This is a genomic window from Litorivivens sp. (genome assembly GCF_041625495.1).
In the GTDB taxonomy this organism is placed as follows: domain Bacteria; phylum Pseudomonadota; class Gammaproteobacteria; order Pseudomonadales; family Spongiibacteraceae; genus Litorivivens.
In genome coordinates this window covers 1-15,576 of the sequence record NZ_JBFJTH010000087.1, presented here as the reverse complement: position 1 = coordinate 15,576, position 15,576 = coordinate 1, and the positions used below count along the sequence as shown (strand labels likewise).

Here is a 15,576-nt window from a genome sequence, read left to right as displayed (position 1 = left end):
GGCGGCGCCTTTGCCTTGATATACGGTGGGCTTTTTCCGGCGGAAAGCGCACCGGGCGTTGGGCGCCTGCTGGTGTTCAAGCTTGATGGCAAGGCCAGTTTGCCGGTGATGCCAGAGCGGCATCTCGCCAAGCCGGATGTACCCAAACCAACCGTTGATGCAGCAGCGCTAGCGAAGGGCCAGAAGCTTTATAACAGCTCCTGCCTGGTGTGCCACGGAGATCACGCGGTTTCCAGTGGTCTGTTGCCCGATCTGCGCTGGTCGCCGCTGTTGGCGCATGAGGATGCCTGGCACAGTGTGGTGATTGGCGGTGCGCGCGTGGGTCAGGGTATGCCGTCGTTTAAATCGGATGTGACCAAGCAGCAGAGTGATCTGATCCGCCAGTATGTGATGTCAGAAGCTAACGAGCCGCTTGAGGTGAGAGTAAAAGCGCAGCAGTAACACGCCGTCAGGGCCGGCTCTTATCTGGAGTCGGGGTATTTGGAGGGAATTTCAATACCTGGAGTTCAGATAAGATGCGGGCCTTGCTGCGAATCGCCGATTCAGGCAACCCCCTTTAAGGTGCGATTGATCCACCCCAGCAGAAACTTCGACTGGCTTTTGTCGCGGTTCACAATTTCTGCGTAACGAGCCACCTTTGCCATGGCATAGCGGTAGAGAAATTCGTTTGGCGGAAAGTCGTTCAGTTTGCCAATGGTGACAGGGCCAATAATGCCATCGGCAGTGACGCCCAGAACGCTCTGCGCCAGTTTGGCGGCGGTGCCAAGACCTGCGTTTACTGCAAAATCAAACAACGTTTCCGCAATGCGCTGATCGGCGATGTCGTCGCCGCGCAGACGCTGCCAGAAGTGCTCGCGGTAGAAGGTGTTTACGCAGTCGAACAGGGCCGGGTTTTGCAGGTCGTCGCTATCGATAAATTGCCAGCCCGCCCAGTGGGGGTGGAAGCGGCGGGCTACACCGGCATAGGTATCGCCGCCACGGTCGCCGGGCACGTTGTGGAGGATATAACCGCCTTCATTGCGGATCATTTCTTCAAATGCGGGTGCGAAATCAGCCATGTGCATTCCCTGCCAAGACCAAGTGGCTAAAACCATACACCGGCTTTTCCGTAAAGGTCAAAAAATTACGGTGGCGCGCAAGGGCCCCCGCCACTAAGCTGAGAGCAACGGAAAAAGGGGAGTACAGATGGAGTTATCACTGGCACTGGTAGTCATTCTGGTTAGCGGCATTCTCTGTCAGTGGCTTGCCTGGCAATTAAAGATTCCAGCCATCGTGCTCTTGGCCACCGCGGGCCTTATTCTTGGGCCAATCTCGGGTTGGGTGCAACCGGCTGTGGATTTCGGCCCCAGTCTTAACGCAGTGATTCAACTGTTTGTCGCGGTGATTTTATTTGAAGGTGGCCTTAACCTGCAGTTGCACGAATTGCGGGAGGCAGGCCGTGTTGTGCGGCGTCTGACCTCGGTAGGGGTGCTGGTCGCCTGGGTACTGGGCACGCTAGCGGCGTATTTCGTGGGTGGTCTGGGTTGGCCGGTAGCCCTGCTGCTGGGCGCCATTCTGGTCGTAACTGGCCCCACCGTTATCATGCCGCTGCTCAAACACGCCAACCTGAATCGCCGGACCTCGTCCTACCTTAAATGGGAGGGCATTATTAACGACCCGCTGGGCGTCATGCTGGCGGTCATTGTTTACCAGTATTTCCTTTATTCCGGCGAAGGCGGTGGCCTTGGCGTTGCGCTGACCAGTCTGCTCACGGCAGTGGTGGTTGCCGTGTTGATTGGCGGTGGTGGCGGCTACCTGCTTGGTACATTCTTTCGGCGCGGCTGGGTGCCCGAATATCTCAAAGCGCCCATGATCATTGCTGTGGCATTGGGCGTGTATGCCCTATCTCACCTTGTACTTCACGAATCCGGGTTGCTGGCCGTGACGGTGATGGGGGTAGTGATGGGGAATATGGGCCTGCGCAGTATCGAGGAGATGCGCCGTTTTAAAGAGTACATCACCATTATTCTGGTTTCCTTCCTGTTTGTGATACTCACCGCGTCGCTGGAGCCGCGATTGCTTAAAGAGATTAACTGGCAGTTGATCGCGATGCTTCTCACCGTTCTGTTTGTGGTGCGTCCACTGACGGTTTGGATCTCCACGGTGGGAATCGACATGCCCTGGCAGGAGCGCTTTCTGGTGGGCTGGATTGCACCGCGCGGGGTGGTAGCGGCAGCATCGGCTGGTGCATTTGCTCCGGCGATGATCGAGGCGGGCTATGACGGCGCTGACCTGCTGGTACCCGCTGTTTTCCTGGTGATCTTTGCCACGGTTATTTTGCATGGCTTCAGTTTGGGGCCACTTGCTACCCGCCTGAAATTGCGCGCAGAGGGTTCGGGGCGTGTCTTGATCGTCGGCGCATCTCCCTGGTCAGTGCAGTTGTGCAAAGTACTCAGAGAGCTGAAGGTGGACGTGTTGCTGGCAGATGCTGACTGGTCGAGGCTGCGGCCGGCGCGTCAACAGGGTGTACCCACCTGGTATGGTGAAATACTCTCGGACCGCGCAGAAGAAGCGCTTGAGCTGGACGGTGTAAAAGTGGTGTTAGCCGCTACCGGCAATGTGGCTTACAACTCAATGGTGTGTAACCACTTTGCGGCGGAGATAGGCAGAACACTGGTCTATCAGCTAACCGATGCCGACACGAATGATGACAGCGATCGGCGAAAAGTTTCCCATGTGCGCCGGGGGGTCAGCGTATTTTCTCGCAAGGTCACCTTTGGCGCGCTTTGGAACAATCTGATACGCGACTGGCGTTTTCAGAAAACCCGGGTTACCGATGAGTTCAGCGGTGAAGACATTATTATGCAATTACCGGGCGATGCGATCATGCTGGCAGTCGTGAGTAAAGAAGGTCGGCTTGATTGGGTGTCGCAGGAAAACCCGACACTGAAGGTGGGAGAAACTCTGGTGAGTTTTGTTCCGCCAAGTCAAAGCTAAGCTGATACGAGAGTGTGCCTTGAAAGCGAGATTGGTGTCGGTGGGAGATGAGCATATTTTCGCGCAGTTTTTTGCGCTGTTCGCCTGCGGCGCAGGCTCCTACCGCAGCGGTAGGAGCCTCGGATAACTATCGAACTTACTTGAGCTTCTTGTATTTCACACGCTCTGGCTGGGCTTTTTCGCCCTTTCGCTCGATCAGGTCTGCATGGTACTCGGTGTAGTTGCCTTCAAAGAACACCACTTCTGAATTGCCTTCATACGCCAGTATGTGGGTGGCAATACGGTCGAGGAACCAGCGGTCGTGGGAGATCACCATGGCGCAGCCTGGGAAGGTCAGTAGCGCTTCTTCCAGTGCGCGCAGCGTTTCAACGTCCAAGTCGTTTGAGGGTTCGTCTAGCAGCAGCACGTTGCCACCCTGACGCAGAGTGCAGGCTAGTTGCAGGCGGCCGCGCTCACCGCCGGACAGTTCGCCGACGCGTTTTTGCTGATCAGAGCCCTTGAAGTTGAAGCGACCGATATAGGCGCGCGAGGGGACTTCGTAGCCATTGATATTCAGGATGTCGTGACCGTCGCTGACGGCTTCCCAAACGGTTTTGCTGTCGTCGAGGCTGTCGCGCATCTGATCCACGGAAACCAGTTTCACGGTATCACCAAGCTCGATACTGCCGCTGTCAGGTGTTTCCTTGCCATTAAGCATGCGGAACAGGGTCGACTTACCGGCACCGTTGCCGCCGATCACGCCGACGATGGCGCCTTTAGGTACGGAGAAGCTCAGGTTGTCGAACAGCAGTTGCTCGCCGTAAGACTTACTGACGCCCTCGACCTCAATAACTTTGTCGCCAAGGCGCGGACCCGGTGGAATATAAATTTCATTGGTTTCGTTGCGGGTTTGAAATTCCTGGCTTTGCAGCTCTTCAAAACGCTGCAAGCGGGCCTTGCTTTTGGCGCGGCGGCCTTTGGGATTGCTGCGCACCCACTCCAGCTCCGACTCGATGGTCTTTTTGCGAGAGACCTCCGATTTCGCCTCCATCTCCAGGCGCTTTTCTTTCGCTTCCAGCCAATCGGAATAATTGCCTTCATAGGGAATGCCATGGCCGCGGTCGAGTTCCAGGATCCAGCCGGCTGCATTGTCGAGAAAGTAGCGATCGTGGGTGATGGCAACCACGGTGCCGCTGAAGTCGCAGAGAAACCGCTCCAGCCAGGCGACCGATTCTGCGTCCAGGTGGTTGGTGGGCTCGTCGAGTAGCAACATGTCTGGGCCGGACAACAAGAGACGGCACAGTGCTACGCGGCGTTTTTCACCACCTGACAGATTGCCAATTGTTGCATCCCAAGGCGGCAGGCGCAGGGCGTCGGCTGCTACCTCCAACTGGTGATCCAGGTTGTGGGCGTCGGCCGCTTGGATGATGTTTTCCAGCTGCTGCTGCTTTTTGGCGAGTGCGTCGAAATCGGCGTCTGGCTCGGCATAGGCCGCGTAGACTTTTTCCAGCTCTATCTGGGCTTCCTTCACTTCACCCAGGCCTTCTTCCACGCATTCGCGAACCGTTTTCTCCGGATCGAGTTGTGGTTCCTGTGGCAGGTAGCCCACTTTGATGCCGGGCTGGGGGCGGGCTTCACCATTAAATTCGGTATCGACACCGGCCATGATGCGCAGCAGTGTGGATTTACCGGCGCCGTTCAGGCCGAGTACGCCGATCTTGGCACCCGGGAAAAAGGAGAGAGAAATATCCTTGAGAATTTGACGCTTGGGCGGCACAACCTTGCCGACCCGGTTCATTGTATAGACGTATTGGGCCATGTTGGGGTCTCATTGGTAGCGTTGGAAAAGATGGGCGCAAGGTAGCTGACTTGAGCGGTGGAATCAATTCCAACGCTTTCCCCCTCACCCTGACTCACCCCCCGGGAGAGCGAACCTTCAGTGCGCCCCCTCTCCAGAGGGAGAGGGGTGAGGGGAGGGTTTAACGTGCGGCGTTGGCGAGCTTGCGATTATCAACTTCCTGCTGAGCAAGATACTCGTCATAAGTGCCCTGAAAGTCGATCAGCTGCTGATCTTTGATTTCAATAACACGGGTCGCCAGCGATGACACGAACTCGCGGTCATGGCTGACAAAGATCAGGGTGCCATCATAATGCTCCAATGCCAGGTTGAGGGCTTCGATGGCCTCCATATCCAGGTGGTTGGTGGGCTCGTCCATGATTAGCACATTGGTGTCCATCATCATTAGCTTGCCGAACAGCAGGCGGTTTTTTTCGCCACCAGAGCAGACTTTTGCCTGCTTGTTGAAGTCGTCCGAGGAAAACAGCAGGCGCCCCAGTGTTGCTCGCACAATCTGGTCGTCGTGGCTGGGCTTGCGCCATTGACTCATCCAGTCGAACAGATTGAGGTCATTGTCGAAGTCGGCGCTGCTGTCCTGAGGGCAGTAGCCTAGGCTGGCATTCTCAGCCCATTTCACCACGCCTTCGTTGGCCTGGAGCTCATCCATCAGGCAGCGGAGTAAGGTGGTTTTACCAGCGCCGTTTTCCCCAATAATGGCCAGGCGACTACCAGCGTCAAGAATCATGCTGCCTTTGGCGAACAAGGGTTCGTCAAAACCGTGACCGATATTTTCCAGTGTCAGTGCCTGACGGTGCAGTTTTTTCTCCTGCTTGAAACGGATATAGGGCGATACCCGGCTGGAGGCCTTGATCTCGTCGAGCTGGATTTTCTCGATCTGTTTGGCGCGCGAGGTAGCCTGTTTGGCCTTGGACGCATTAGCCGAAAAGCGGCTGACAAATTGCTGCAGATCAGCGATCTGGGCGGATTTCTTCGCGTTCTGAGCTTGCAGCCGCTCGCGGGCCGCAGTCGACGCGGTCATGAAATCATCATAGTTGCCGGGGTAAACCCGCAGTTCGCCGTAGTCAATGTCGGCCATGTGGGTGCACACGGCGTTGAGAAAATGGCGATCGTGGGAAATGATTACCATGGTACTTTTACGCTGGTTGAGTACATCTTCGAGCCAGCGGATAGTGTGGATGTCGAGGTTGTTGGTAGGCTCGTCCAACAGCAGAATATCTGGATCGGAAAACAGCGCCTGTGCTAACAGTACCCGCAGTTTCAAGCCGGGAGCGACTTCGCTCATGGGGCCGAAGTGGTATTCCTGAGGAATGCCTGCGCCGAGCAGGATTTCGCCCGCGCTACTTTCCGCGCTGTAGCCATCGAGCTCCATAAAGCGAGTTTCCAAATCAGCCACTTTCATGCCGTCTTCTTCAGACATCTCTGTCTGGGAATAGATGCGATCGCGCTCCTGCTTCACGTCCCAGAGCTCTGTGTGGCCCATTATTACGGTGTCGATGACCGAGAATTTTTCGAAGGCGAACTGGTCCTGAGAAAGCTTGCCCACGCGCTCATTGGGGTCGGTCGAGACATTGCCGGAACTTGGTTTGAGGCTGCCGTCCAGAATCTTCATGAAGGTGGACTTGCCGCAGCCGTTGGCGCCGATTAGCCCGTAGCGATTGCCGCCTCCGAACTTTACAGAGATATTTTCAAAAAGGGGTTTGGCACCAAATTGCATGGTGACGTTGGCGGTGGTGATCAAAAAGAAAATCCTTTGCGTGTAAAACGCAGTATGGGTTGAGAAAAATGCGTTGATTGTCGGACGGTTGCTAACCGACGGTCGGTGGAACAGTGCAGGGCACCCATTCCCACCACTCGTGCTCACCTTCGTCACCGGTTTCTTTCTTGCGGTGCACATCCCAGGTCACGAGAAAATCTGGGTTTTCAATGGTCTGCTCTTCACTGTCGGTAAAGGTGCCTTTGGGGGCAATGAACCAGCAGCTCAACTCTGGCGGCAGGGTAAAATCGCGCTCGTCTTGCAGCGGACGCAACACAATGCCTTCATCGCCAGCGCTTTGGACCCGGGCGGCGAGCATACGCTGGTTCAGTACCTCACCGGCCGGATTGTAGTAACTCAGACCCAGTACGCAGCTTTTGCCTACCAGGTCTGCCAGATCGCTTACGGCATTAGCCATCGTTAAAACAACACTCTGCAGCGCAGTGTGCCGTTAATCTCTTTGAGCTTGCTCAGGGCCAGTTCGCTATAGGCCTGATCTACATCTATTACCACATACCCAACCGATTCATTGGTTTGCAGGTATTGGCCAGAAATGTTGATGTCGTTCTCAGAGAAAATCTGGTTGATAGCGCTCATCACGCCGGGCACGTTTTTGTGTACGTGCAGCAGGCGGTGGCGACCATCTTGTGACGGCAGGGCGACTTCCGGGAAGTTCACGGAAGTAACGGTGGTGCCGTTGTCGGAATATTTCACCAGCTTCTCGGCCACTTCCATGCCGATGTTTTCCTGAGCCTCGATCGTGGAGCCGCCGATGTGGGGTGTTAGAAATACATTGTCGAATTCGCGTAGTGGCGAAATAAATTCGTCGTTGTTGCTTTTCGGCTCTACCGGGAATACGTCGATGGCAGCACCCAGCAGGCGCTTTTCGCGCAGGGCGTTGGCGAGGGCGTCAATGTCGACCACCGTGCCTCGCGAGGCGTTGATCAAAATCGAGCCCTGTTTCATCTGCTCGAATTCTTTGACGCCAATCATGTTCTTGGTGGAGCCAGTTTCCGGCACGTGCAGGCTGACGATATCTGCGGTACTCAGCAACTGGCTCAGGCTCACCTGCGAGGCGTTGCCCAGCGGCAGTTTGTTAACGGTGTCGGCAAACATCACCTTCATGCCCAGCCCTTCGGCCAGCACGGAGAGCTGCATGCCGATTGAGCCGTAACCGATAATGCCTAATTTCTTGCCGCGAATCTCATAAGAGTCGGTAGCAGATTTCATCCATTCCCCGCGGTGGGCGGCGGCGTTTTTCTCGGCCACGCCGCGCAGCAGCAAAATGGCTTCGGCCAGCACCAGTTCGGCGACGGAACGCGTGTTGGAATAGGGGGCGTTGAACACCGCCACGCCGCGCTCCAGGGCTGCCACCAGGTCGACCTGGTTGGTGCCAATACAGAAACACCCCACGGCATTGAGTTTGGGTGCCTGTTCCAGCACTTCGCGGGTGAGCTGGGTGCGGGAGCGGATGCCGATGAAGTGGGCGTCCTTGATGCTCTCCAGCAGTTCGTCACCTTCGAGCGCCTTTTTATGGTACTCAATATTGGTATAGCCAGCGTTTTCCAACAGGGAGACGGCGGACTGGTGTACGCCCTCCAGCAACAGGAACTTTATCTTGTCCTTGTCGAGAGATTTCTTTGCCATGGGTCTAGGTATGTCCAGCGGTACAGGAAAAGGCGCGTATGGGACCATACGCGCCCTTTCAGAATCGCCTGTTTAGCCACCCGTTTTACAGACCTGTTTATAGAGGCTATTGCCCCCATGAATGCAGCCGCTAGCCGTGAAAGCGCCGACGTTATCATTACCCAGCTTAAAGAAATTGTAGGCGGCGCTAATGTCCGCTGTTCTGACGATGATTTCGCCACCTACGGGCGAGACTGGACCCGCGCGGTAGATCCAGCGCCAATTGCCATCGTATTCCCCCGTTCTATTGAGCAGGTACAGGCGGTGGTGCGGCGGGCCAATGATCTGGAGTTTGGGATTGTCCCCAGCGGTGGTCGCACGGGCCTGAGCGGCGGTGCCGTGGCAGCCAATGGCGAGGTCGTGCTGGCACTGGATTATATGAATGCAATCAAGCACTTCGATCCCATAGATCGCACTGTGCAGTGCGAGGCCGGGGTGATCACTGAACAGCTTCAGCAATACGCTGAAGAGCAGGGTTTGTTCTATCCGGTGGATTTTGCATCTGCCGGTTCCTCCCAGATAGGTGGCAATATCTCCACCAATGCCGGCGGTATCAAGGTGATTCGCTACGGCATGACCCGCGACTGGGTGGCTGGTCTGAAGGTGGTGACCGGCACGGGTGAGCTGCTGGAACTGAACAACGGCCTGCTGAAAAATAACGCGGGCTATGACCTGCGCCAGCTCTTTATCGGCGCTGAGGGCACCCTGGGCCTCGTGGTGGAAGCGACCATGCAACTCACCCGCCAGCCCCATGATCTGACCGCGATGGTGCTGGGGGTGCCGGATTTTGATGCCCTGATGCAGGTTTTCAACCGTTTTCAGGCCTCGATTGATCTTACGGCCTTTGAGTTTTTCTCCGAGCAGGCCCTGCAGAAGGTAGTAGAGCATCAGGGGCTGGCTCGCCCCTTTGACAGTGCGACGCCGTTTTACTGTCTGCTGGAGTTTGAGCGACTGAACGAGCAGGTAGAAGAACAAGCCATGACCCTGTTTGAAGAGGCTGTGGAGAAGGGTTGGGTGATTGATGGCGTTATGAGTCAGTCACTGGAGCAGCTGAAAAACTTGTGGCGTTTGCGCGAAGATATTTCAGAGACCATCTCTCGCTGGACCCCCTACAAAAACGACATTTCCACCGTTATTTCCAAAGTGCCAGAGTTTCTGGTGGCGGTAGAAGATGTGGTCAACGCCCGTTACCCGGATTTCGAGATTATCTGGTTTGGCCATATCGGCGACGGCAACGTGCATCTGAATATCCTCAAACCCGACAGCCTCGATAAAACCACCTTCTTTGAGCAGTGCAGTGAAGTGAGCCTGGAGGTGTTCGACATTGTCGAGCGCTTCGGTGGCAGCGTATCGGCCGAACACGGTGTCGGCCTGTTGAAAAAGCCCTACCTGAAATACACCCGCAGCGCGGCTGAAATTGCGGCGATGAAGGCGATCAAGCAGGTGTTTGACCCCAAAGGGGTGATGAATCCGGGCAAAGTGTTTGACTAAGCGTCTGCGTTTTTAGCACTGTCACGAAATTAAAAGTGTAATTAGCAGCTTTAGTGCGCAGTTGGTTTGCCATCCAGATAGAGCTTCCATGTGCTTTATTTAGCGCCCTATAGCTGCCAATGGTCGGTTCAGGTTGTGCCTGCCGATTCACACAAGTATTTCAGCCTCCAGCAAGTCAATTGTTGGTGGTGAAGTGCGCGGCCATCCTCCGGCTGCGTCTATCCCTGAGAATTGACAAAACATACGTCGACGTAGCGGAATTAATGCGAGTTCGTGCCGGGTGCTTGCGCCACAGATTCGCCGGTAGACAAATGCGAACTGGATAGCCCCATACCCCATGTAGTCTGTGATAACATCGCGGCCGTTTGCGGAGCGCTGTACCGATGTGCAGCGTTGAACAACCTGTCGATGGAGATCTAAGCTGTTGTCACAATGGATAAAAATGCGAACTGCGCCAACCGGTCGCCGTTCTCTGTTAACCCTTTCCGCCCTCTTTATCAGTTCCGCCTCCTTTATTAGTTCCGTCAGTGCCGCGCCGGTTCTCGAGGAGGTGCTGGTTACCGCCCAGAAGCGAAGTGAAAGTACCCAGGATATTCCTGTTGCGGTTACTGGTCTTTCCGGCGACTCGCTGGACAAGCTGGGTTTTGACAGTGCCGTGGATATCGGCGCGCAGGTGCCGAACATGCAGGTCAGCGGTGCCTACGGTGAGGTCCAGCCGATTTTTTCTATCCGTGGCGTGAGTATGTCGGATTACAGCTCGAATCAGGCCAGCCCGATTGGGGTGTATGTAGATGAAGCTTATCTCGGGCCGACCTACAGTCACGGCGCCAGCTTTTTCGATGTGGAGCGACTGGAAGTTTTGCGCGGTCCGCAGGGCACCCTGTACGGCAAAAACACGACCGGCGGCGCGATCAACATCATTACCCGCACCCCGCGCTTCGACGGCGAAGGCAGCCGCTATCTCAAAGCGGGGGCCGGTAACTTTGGCGCCACCACCCTGGAGGCCGGTGCTGAAGCCGAGCTGATTCCAGGTACACTGGCCGCGCGCCTGTCCGGCAAAATCAAGCAGGATGACGGCTGGATGGAGATCAAAGGCCAGAGCGAAGACGGTGCCGCCACGGATTTTAGCGGTGGTCGCCTGGCGCTGAATTGGTTGATCAATGATCGCTGGGACGCGGTATTCAAATACACAGCGTCGAAGAATGACGGAACCAGTACGCCGCCCAAGGGTGAGGGGCGAACTCCGACCCCAGATGGCAACGATATCGACTATACCGGCTACTCACGCCCGAAGAGTCTTGGCTTTCACGAGGTGGAATCCAACGCTTCAGGTGATCTGAATACTCGTACCGATCTGTCGGTTCTTACCATCAACTACAATGCCGACAACTATACCCTCACCTCAGTCAGTTCTTATCTCGATGCAGATTATTATCAGGAGCAGGATACAGACGGCGGTCCCAAAGGCTTGCTAGAGATACTGTGGGCGTCGGATTCACAGAGCTACAGTCAGGATCTGCGATTCACATCCGCCTTTGACGGTATGTTCAATATCATTGCCGGCCTGTACTACGGCTTTGAAGATCTGGCGATGCACAACACCTACCTGATCTTTAGTGATTTCCCTGATCCTCGCGTGGTGTTGGCCAAGCCCGATACGCTCGGCGATGCGCCCTACCTGATCGATGTTGGCCAGGTGGTGCATCGTATGGATGTAGAAAAAGAAAGCGCTGCGGCCTACACCCAGATGCGCTTCGATTTCACCGCGAATTTTGGCATGGATATCGGCTTGCGCTACACCCGTGATACCAACACGATGCCTTATCTCAACCTGTCTCGATACACCGACGATGGCGAACCGGTAGGTACCTGGGTGCCCGGCAACCCGACTGGTGTCGATAACGGATGGATACGGCTTGATTCAAGTTCGGCGTTAGCCATTCTGTCTAACCCGGCCACCCTATCGGCGGCGACTGCTGGTGGTTATACCCATGGGCCATTTACGACAGCCTCGGCGCCGGAGCTTGAGTCCACAGAAAAAGAGTGGACCGGGAAAATCGGTGTTGATTATCGTTTTAGCGAAGAGTGGATGGCTTACGCCAGCTACAGTAAAGGCTATCGTGCCGGCAGCTTTAATGGCGGGGTGTACTACGTTAGCCGCACAATCGATGGTGGCGCTTATGCCGCGCCGGAATATATCGATGCCTATGAGGTTGGGTTCAAAGCCGATCTCCTCGATAACAGCATGCGCCTGAATGCTGCGGCCTTTTACTACGATTACACTGACCAGCAGTTCATCAATGTGGTGGGCATTTCCAACTTTCTGGAAAATGCCGGGGCGTCGAGCATAAAGGGTGTCGAGGCTGAGCTGTGGGCCAGAGCCACCGAGCGTCTGACTCTACAAATGGCGGTGGGTTTTCTGGAAACCGAGTTTTCCGAACTGAGCTTGGCCAACACTGAGACCCTGGATGATCCAGATGATCAGGTTGACCTGTCAGGCAACGAGCTGATTTCAGCGCCGGCGGTTAACGCCAGTGTTTCAGCTGATTATGACATTTTGCTGACCGACAGCGGGTATCTGAGCGTGAATGCCAATGCCAGCTACCAAGGCGACCAGTGGTTCAGCGCCTACAACGACCGCAATGGTTATGGGGAAATCCGGCAGGATGCCTACTGGTTGATCAATGGTCGCTTGGGCTGGTATGCCAATGACGGGTCTTACAGCGTGTCGCTGTGGGGTAAAAACCTGACGGACGAGGAGTACCACGTCTACGCTCTAAATTTGCAAGCCAACTTCGGCTTTGATGAGTATATTGCCGGCCCGCCGCGTACTTACGGCGTTGAAGTCAGCTATAACTTCTAGCGTAAATGGCAAGGCCTCCGCAACCGGAGGCCTTTTTGTAAACGTCTAGTTTGGTGTGATCCGATTGACGCCGTTTTGGGTGCCCAGCAGTAAAACGTCCGCAGGGCGGCAGGCAAAAATGCCGTTAGTCACTACACCGACAATGTTGTTTATTTTTTCTTCGATTTTTCTCGGTGTGGCAATAGGGAAGTTGTACACGTCGAGAATGATGTTGCCGTTATCCGTCACAACACCCTCGCGATACACCGGGTCACCCCCGAGCTTAACAAGCTCGCGACCCACATGGCTGCGCGCCATCGGTAGTACTTCCACAGGCAGCGGAAAGCCGCCAAGCTGATCCACCAGTTTGCTTTCGTCAGCAATGCACACAAACTGCTTCGCTACGGCTGCGACAATTTTCTCGCGGGTCAGTGCCGCACCGCCGCCTTTGATCAGCTCCAGACGGTGGTTGGTTTCGTCGGCACCATCGACATAAACAGCAACGTCGTTAACGGCGTTCAGGTCAAATACCTCAATGCCATGTTTTTTCAGGCGCTCGGCCGAGGCCTCTGAGCTGGCAACGGTCCCTTTGATGTCGTGTTTGAATTCCGCCAGCAGGTCAATAAAGCAGTTGGCCGTGGAGCCGGTGCCTATGCCGATGATTTCACCGTCTTCAATGGCCTGCGTCACTTCCTTGATGGCCGCGGCTGCTACCGCCTGCTTGAGTTCGTCTTGGGTCATGGGGATGCCTGTTGGGTAAAGGAAGGCATTATAGAATTTCGAGCCCTAGGGTGCGAGGGGCGATTTAGCGCCAGTGATTGCGGCTGTTGGGCCGGAAGCCAATTCACGATAGACTGCGCCCTTCGCAAATCCACACTGGGGAACCACCGTGCCACAGCAATACATCAAGAAGATTCTCGAAGCCAAAGTCTACGACGTGGCGATCGAGACACCGATTGACGAGGCCCGGCTACTGTCCGCGCGCATCGGCAATCGGGTATTGCTAAAGCGGGAAGATCTACAGCCGGTGTTTTCCTTCAAGCTGCGCGGCGCCTACAACAAGATGGCGAGCCTGTCGCCGGAAGAGTTGGCACGCGGAGTGGTAGCGGCGTCGGCGGGCAATCATGCACAGGGCTTGGCACTGGCTGCCAGCAAAATGGGTGTGAAGGCGACCATCGTCATGCCCAAGACGACGCCGCAGATCAAAGTGGACGCGGTAAAATCCCGTGGTGGCAAGGTCATCCTTCACGGCGATGTCTATGACGAAGCCTCCACCTATGCCAAAAAGCTCACGACCGAAAAAGGCATGACCTACGTGCACCCCTATGACGACCCGGAAGTAATCGCCGGTCAGGGTACCATCGGTATGGAGATCCTCCGTCAGCACACGGGGCCCTTGGATGCGGTGTTTGTGCCGGTTGGCGGTGGCGGCCTGGCGGCTGGGGTAGCGGCTTATATCAAGTATGTGCGGCCAGAGGTAAAGGTCATCGCGGTTGAGCCGGAAGAGGCGGCCTGCCTTAAGGCGGCACTTGAAGCCAATCGTCGCGTCACGCTGAAAGAAGTCGGGTTGTTCGCCGATGGTGTCGCGGTCGCGCAGATTGGCAAAGAGACCTTTCGCGTGCTCAAGAAAACCATCGACGGCGTAATTACCGCCTCGACCGATGAGATTTGTGCGGCGATCAAGGATATCTTTGATGATACCCGCTCCATTGCCGAGCCGGCGGGCGCGCTGGCATTGGCGGGCCTGAAAAAGTATGTCGCAGAAAATGACTGCGAAGGTCAGACCTTGCTCGCCATTGATAGCGGTGCCAACACCAATTTTGATCGCTTGCGTTATATCTCGGAACGAACGGAGATCGGCGAGCGGCGCGAAGCGATTCTCAGCGTACAGATCCCCGAGAAGCCCGGTAGCTTTAAACGCTTTTGTGCCGCTCTGGGAAAACGCAATATCACGGAGTTTAATTACCGTTTCAGCGATGTGAACGATGCGCAGATTTTTGTGGGTGTGCAGGTTTCACCGGAAAACAACGACCGGCAAGATCTAGTGCGTGAACTCAAAGCGCTGGGTTATCCGGTCTGGGATATGACTGATAATGAAATGGCCAAGCTTCATATTCGGTATATGGTTGGCGGACACGCGCCTGCCTCGGTAACCAATGAGCGGCTTTATCGATTTGAATTTCCCGAGCGCCCCGGTGCGTTGATGAAGTTTTTAAAAACGCTACCGCAAGCCTGGAATATCTCGTTGTTCCATTATCGTAATCACGGCTCGGCCTATGGTCGGGTGCTGGTGGGTATGCAGATCGAAGATAAAGATCGTCGCAAGGTGGGCGAGTATCTGGATCAATTACACTACCCCTACCACGAAGAAACTGACAATCCTGCCTATCAGCAATTTCTAAGCTAGTGCTAATCGCATGCAGTGTGTGTTCCTAGCCGCCCGAGTTGGGACGCCCTGTACGCGATTGACTCTTGTCTTTTATACGTAATCGACGTTGTTTCAAGAATGTCGTTTGGATGTCGCGGCCTTTCGTGCGTTGATTGAGTGCGCGCAAGGGGTCTGTATCAGACACAAATTTGGTGCATAAGCAAAAGCGTACTATGTGAGCGCCAATTATGTGTATTGGTGTTGCGGATCGTGACAGGTTTTTGAAAAGTGTTGCATTGTGTGGCGGACGGATTTCACGCATTGGTCCATCGATGCGCTAATGTTTCTTTGCTGACGTTTTCAATTATTTCAGAATTATTACATTTTTTTAGAAGATCAGCGTGATTTCTGTCGCGCGATTTCTGCGAATTGCGTAGCGATATTTTTAGCTTTTTATTTGCAGTGCAAAATCATGTACTGAAATATTTTATATAGGATGCATTGAATTTTTGTTTGTGTTAAAAACCGCGAGGCGAGCTAGGAATGGTCGTTAGAGGGTTGTAACTAAAGGATGTAGATGAGTTATACGTTTCGCCAGTCCTGTCGCGTGCCAGAAGTTATGG

At 55.0% G+C, this 15,576-nt stretch carries 11 protein-coding genes; 5 read left to right on the top strand and 6 right to left on the bottom strand.

The window, feature by feature from the left end:
- Positions 1-441: c-type cytochrome (locus ABYP39_RS11310; protein WP_372782590.1), on the top strand; the 441-nt coding region annotated here is incomplete at its 5' end.
- A gap of 101 nt (positions 442-542) precedes the next feature.
- Here the strand turns inward: ABYP39_RS11310 and ABYP39_RS11305 are convergent.
- Positions 543-1,058, bottom strand: a complete 516-nt coding sequence (locus ABYP39_RS11305) for a glycoside hydrolase family 108 protein (RefSeq protein ID WP_372782588.1) — start codon at positions 1,056-1,058, stop codon at positions 543-545.
- 127 nt (positions 1,059-1,185) lie between these two features.
- On the opposite strand from ABYP39_RS11305, the gene ABYP39_RS11300 reads away from it, so the two are divergent.
- The gene (locus ABYP39_RS11300; protein ID WP_372759147.1) at positions 1,186-2,976 is read left to right on the top strand and encodes a cation:proton antiporter; all 1,791 of its coding nucleotides are present in this window, start codon (positions 1,186-1,188) and stop codon (positions 2,974-2,976) included.
- A gap of 136 nt (positions 2,977-3,112) precedes the next feature.
- On the opposite strand, the gene ettA is transcribed toward ABYP39_RS11300, so the two are convergent.
- The 4 genes from ettA to serA form a co-directional block, all read right to left on the bottom strand.
- Complete coding sequence (ettA, locus tag ABYP39_RS11295; RefSeq protein WP_372782586.1) at positions 3,113-4,774, bottom strand: energy-dependent translational throttle protein EttA; 1,662 nt, start codon at positions 4,772-4,774, stop codon at positions 3,113-3,115.
- 160 nt (positions 4,775-4,934) lie between these two features.
- Positions 4,935-6,551 (bottom strand): ABC-F family ATPase, encoded by a 1,617-nt coding sequence (locus ABYP39_RS11290; protein WP_372782584.1) that lies wholly within the window; start codon positions 6,549-6,551, stop codon positions 4,935-4,937.
- A 67-nt stretch (positions 6,552-6,618) separates the two neighbouring features.
- Positions 6,619-6,984 (bottom strand): hypothetical protein, encoded by a 366-nt coding sequence (locus ABYP39_RS11285; RefSeq protein WP_372759734.1) that lies wholly within the window; start codon positions 6,982-6,984, stop codon positions 6,619-6,621.
- A gap of 2 nt (positions 6,985-6,986) precedes the next feature.
- The gene (gene serA, locus ABYP39_RS11280) at positions 6,987-8,213 is read right to left on the bottom strand and encodes a phosphoglycerate dehydrogenase (RefSeq protein ID WP_372782582.1); all 1,227 of its coding nucleotides are present in this window, start codon (positions 8,211-8,213) and stop codon (positions 6,987-6,989) included.
- 117 nt (positions 8,214-8,330) lie between these two features.
- On the opposite strand from serA, the gene ABYP39_RS11275 reads away from it, so the two are divergent.
- Positions 8,331-9,743, top strand: coding sequence for an FAD-binding oxidoreductase (locus tag ABYP39_RS11275; protein ID WP_372782580.1), 1,413 nt, complete (start codon positions 8,331-8,333; stop codon positions 9,741-9,743).
- A gap of 442 nt (positions 9,744-10,185) precedes the next feature.
- Positions 10,186-12,606: a TonB-dependent receptor gene (locus tag ABYP39_RS11270; RefSeq protein ID WP_372782578.1), complete on the top strand. Its 2,421-nt coding sequence runs from the start codon at positions 10,186-10,188 to the stop codon at positions 12,604-12,606.
- A 45-nt stretch (positions 12,607-12,651) separates the two neighbouring features.
- Here ABYP39_RS11270 and rpiA read toward each other — a convergent pair whose 3' ends face one another.
- A complete protein-coding gene (gene rpiA / locus ABYP39_RS11265; protein WP_372750426.1) occupies positions 12,652-13,326 on the bottom strand; it encodes a ribose-5-phosphate isomerase RpiA in 675 nt (224 codons plus the stop codon).
- A gap of 148 nt (positions 13,327-13,474) precedes the next feature.
- Here rpiA and ilvA point away from each other — a divergent pair, with 148 nt between their 5' ends.
- Positions 13,475-14,992 carry a threonine ammonia-lyase, biosynthetic gene (gene ilvA, locus ABYP39_RS11260; protein ID WP_372750427.1) on the top strand — a complete coding sequence of 506 codons (1,518 nt, stop codon included), beginning with the start codon at positions 13,475-13,477 and terminating at the stop codon, positions 14,990-14,992.
- Positions 14,993-15,576 lie beyond the last annotated feature (584 nt).

Coding starts and splice junctions, on each gene's coding strand:
- ABYP39_RS11305 (WP_372782588.1), bottom strand. CDS start 1,058: ATGGCTGATTTCGCACCCGCATTTGAAGAAATGATCCGCAATGAAGGC.
- ABYP39_RS11300 (WP_372759147.1), top strand. CDS start 1,186: ATGGAGTTATCACTGGCACTGGTAGTCATTCTGGTTAGCGGCATTCTC.
- ettA (WP_372782586.1), bottom strand. CDS start 4,774: ATGGCCCAATACGTCTATACAATGAACCGGGTCGGCAAGGTTGTGCCG.
- ABYP39_RS11285 (WP_372759734.1), bottom strand. CDS start 6,984: ATGGCTAATGCCGTAAGCGATCTGGCAGACCTGGTAGGCAAAAGCTGC.
- serA (WP_372782582.1), bottom strand. CDS start 8,213: ATGGCAAAGAAATCTCTCGACAAGGACAAGATAAAGTTCCTGTTGCTG.
- ABYP39_RS11275 (WP_372782580.1), top strand. CDS start 8,331: ATGAATGCAGCCGCTAGCCGTGAAAGCGCCGACGTTATCATTACCCAG.
- ABYP39_RS11270 (WP_372782578.1), top strand. CDS start 10,186: ATGCGAACTGCGCCAACCGGTCGCCGTTCTCTGTTAACCCTTTCCGCC.
- rpiA (WP_372750426.1), bottom strand. CDS start 13,326: ATGACCCAAGACGAACTCAAGCAGGCGGTAGCAGCCGCGGCCATCAAG.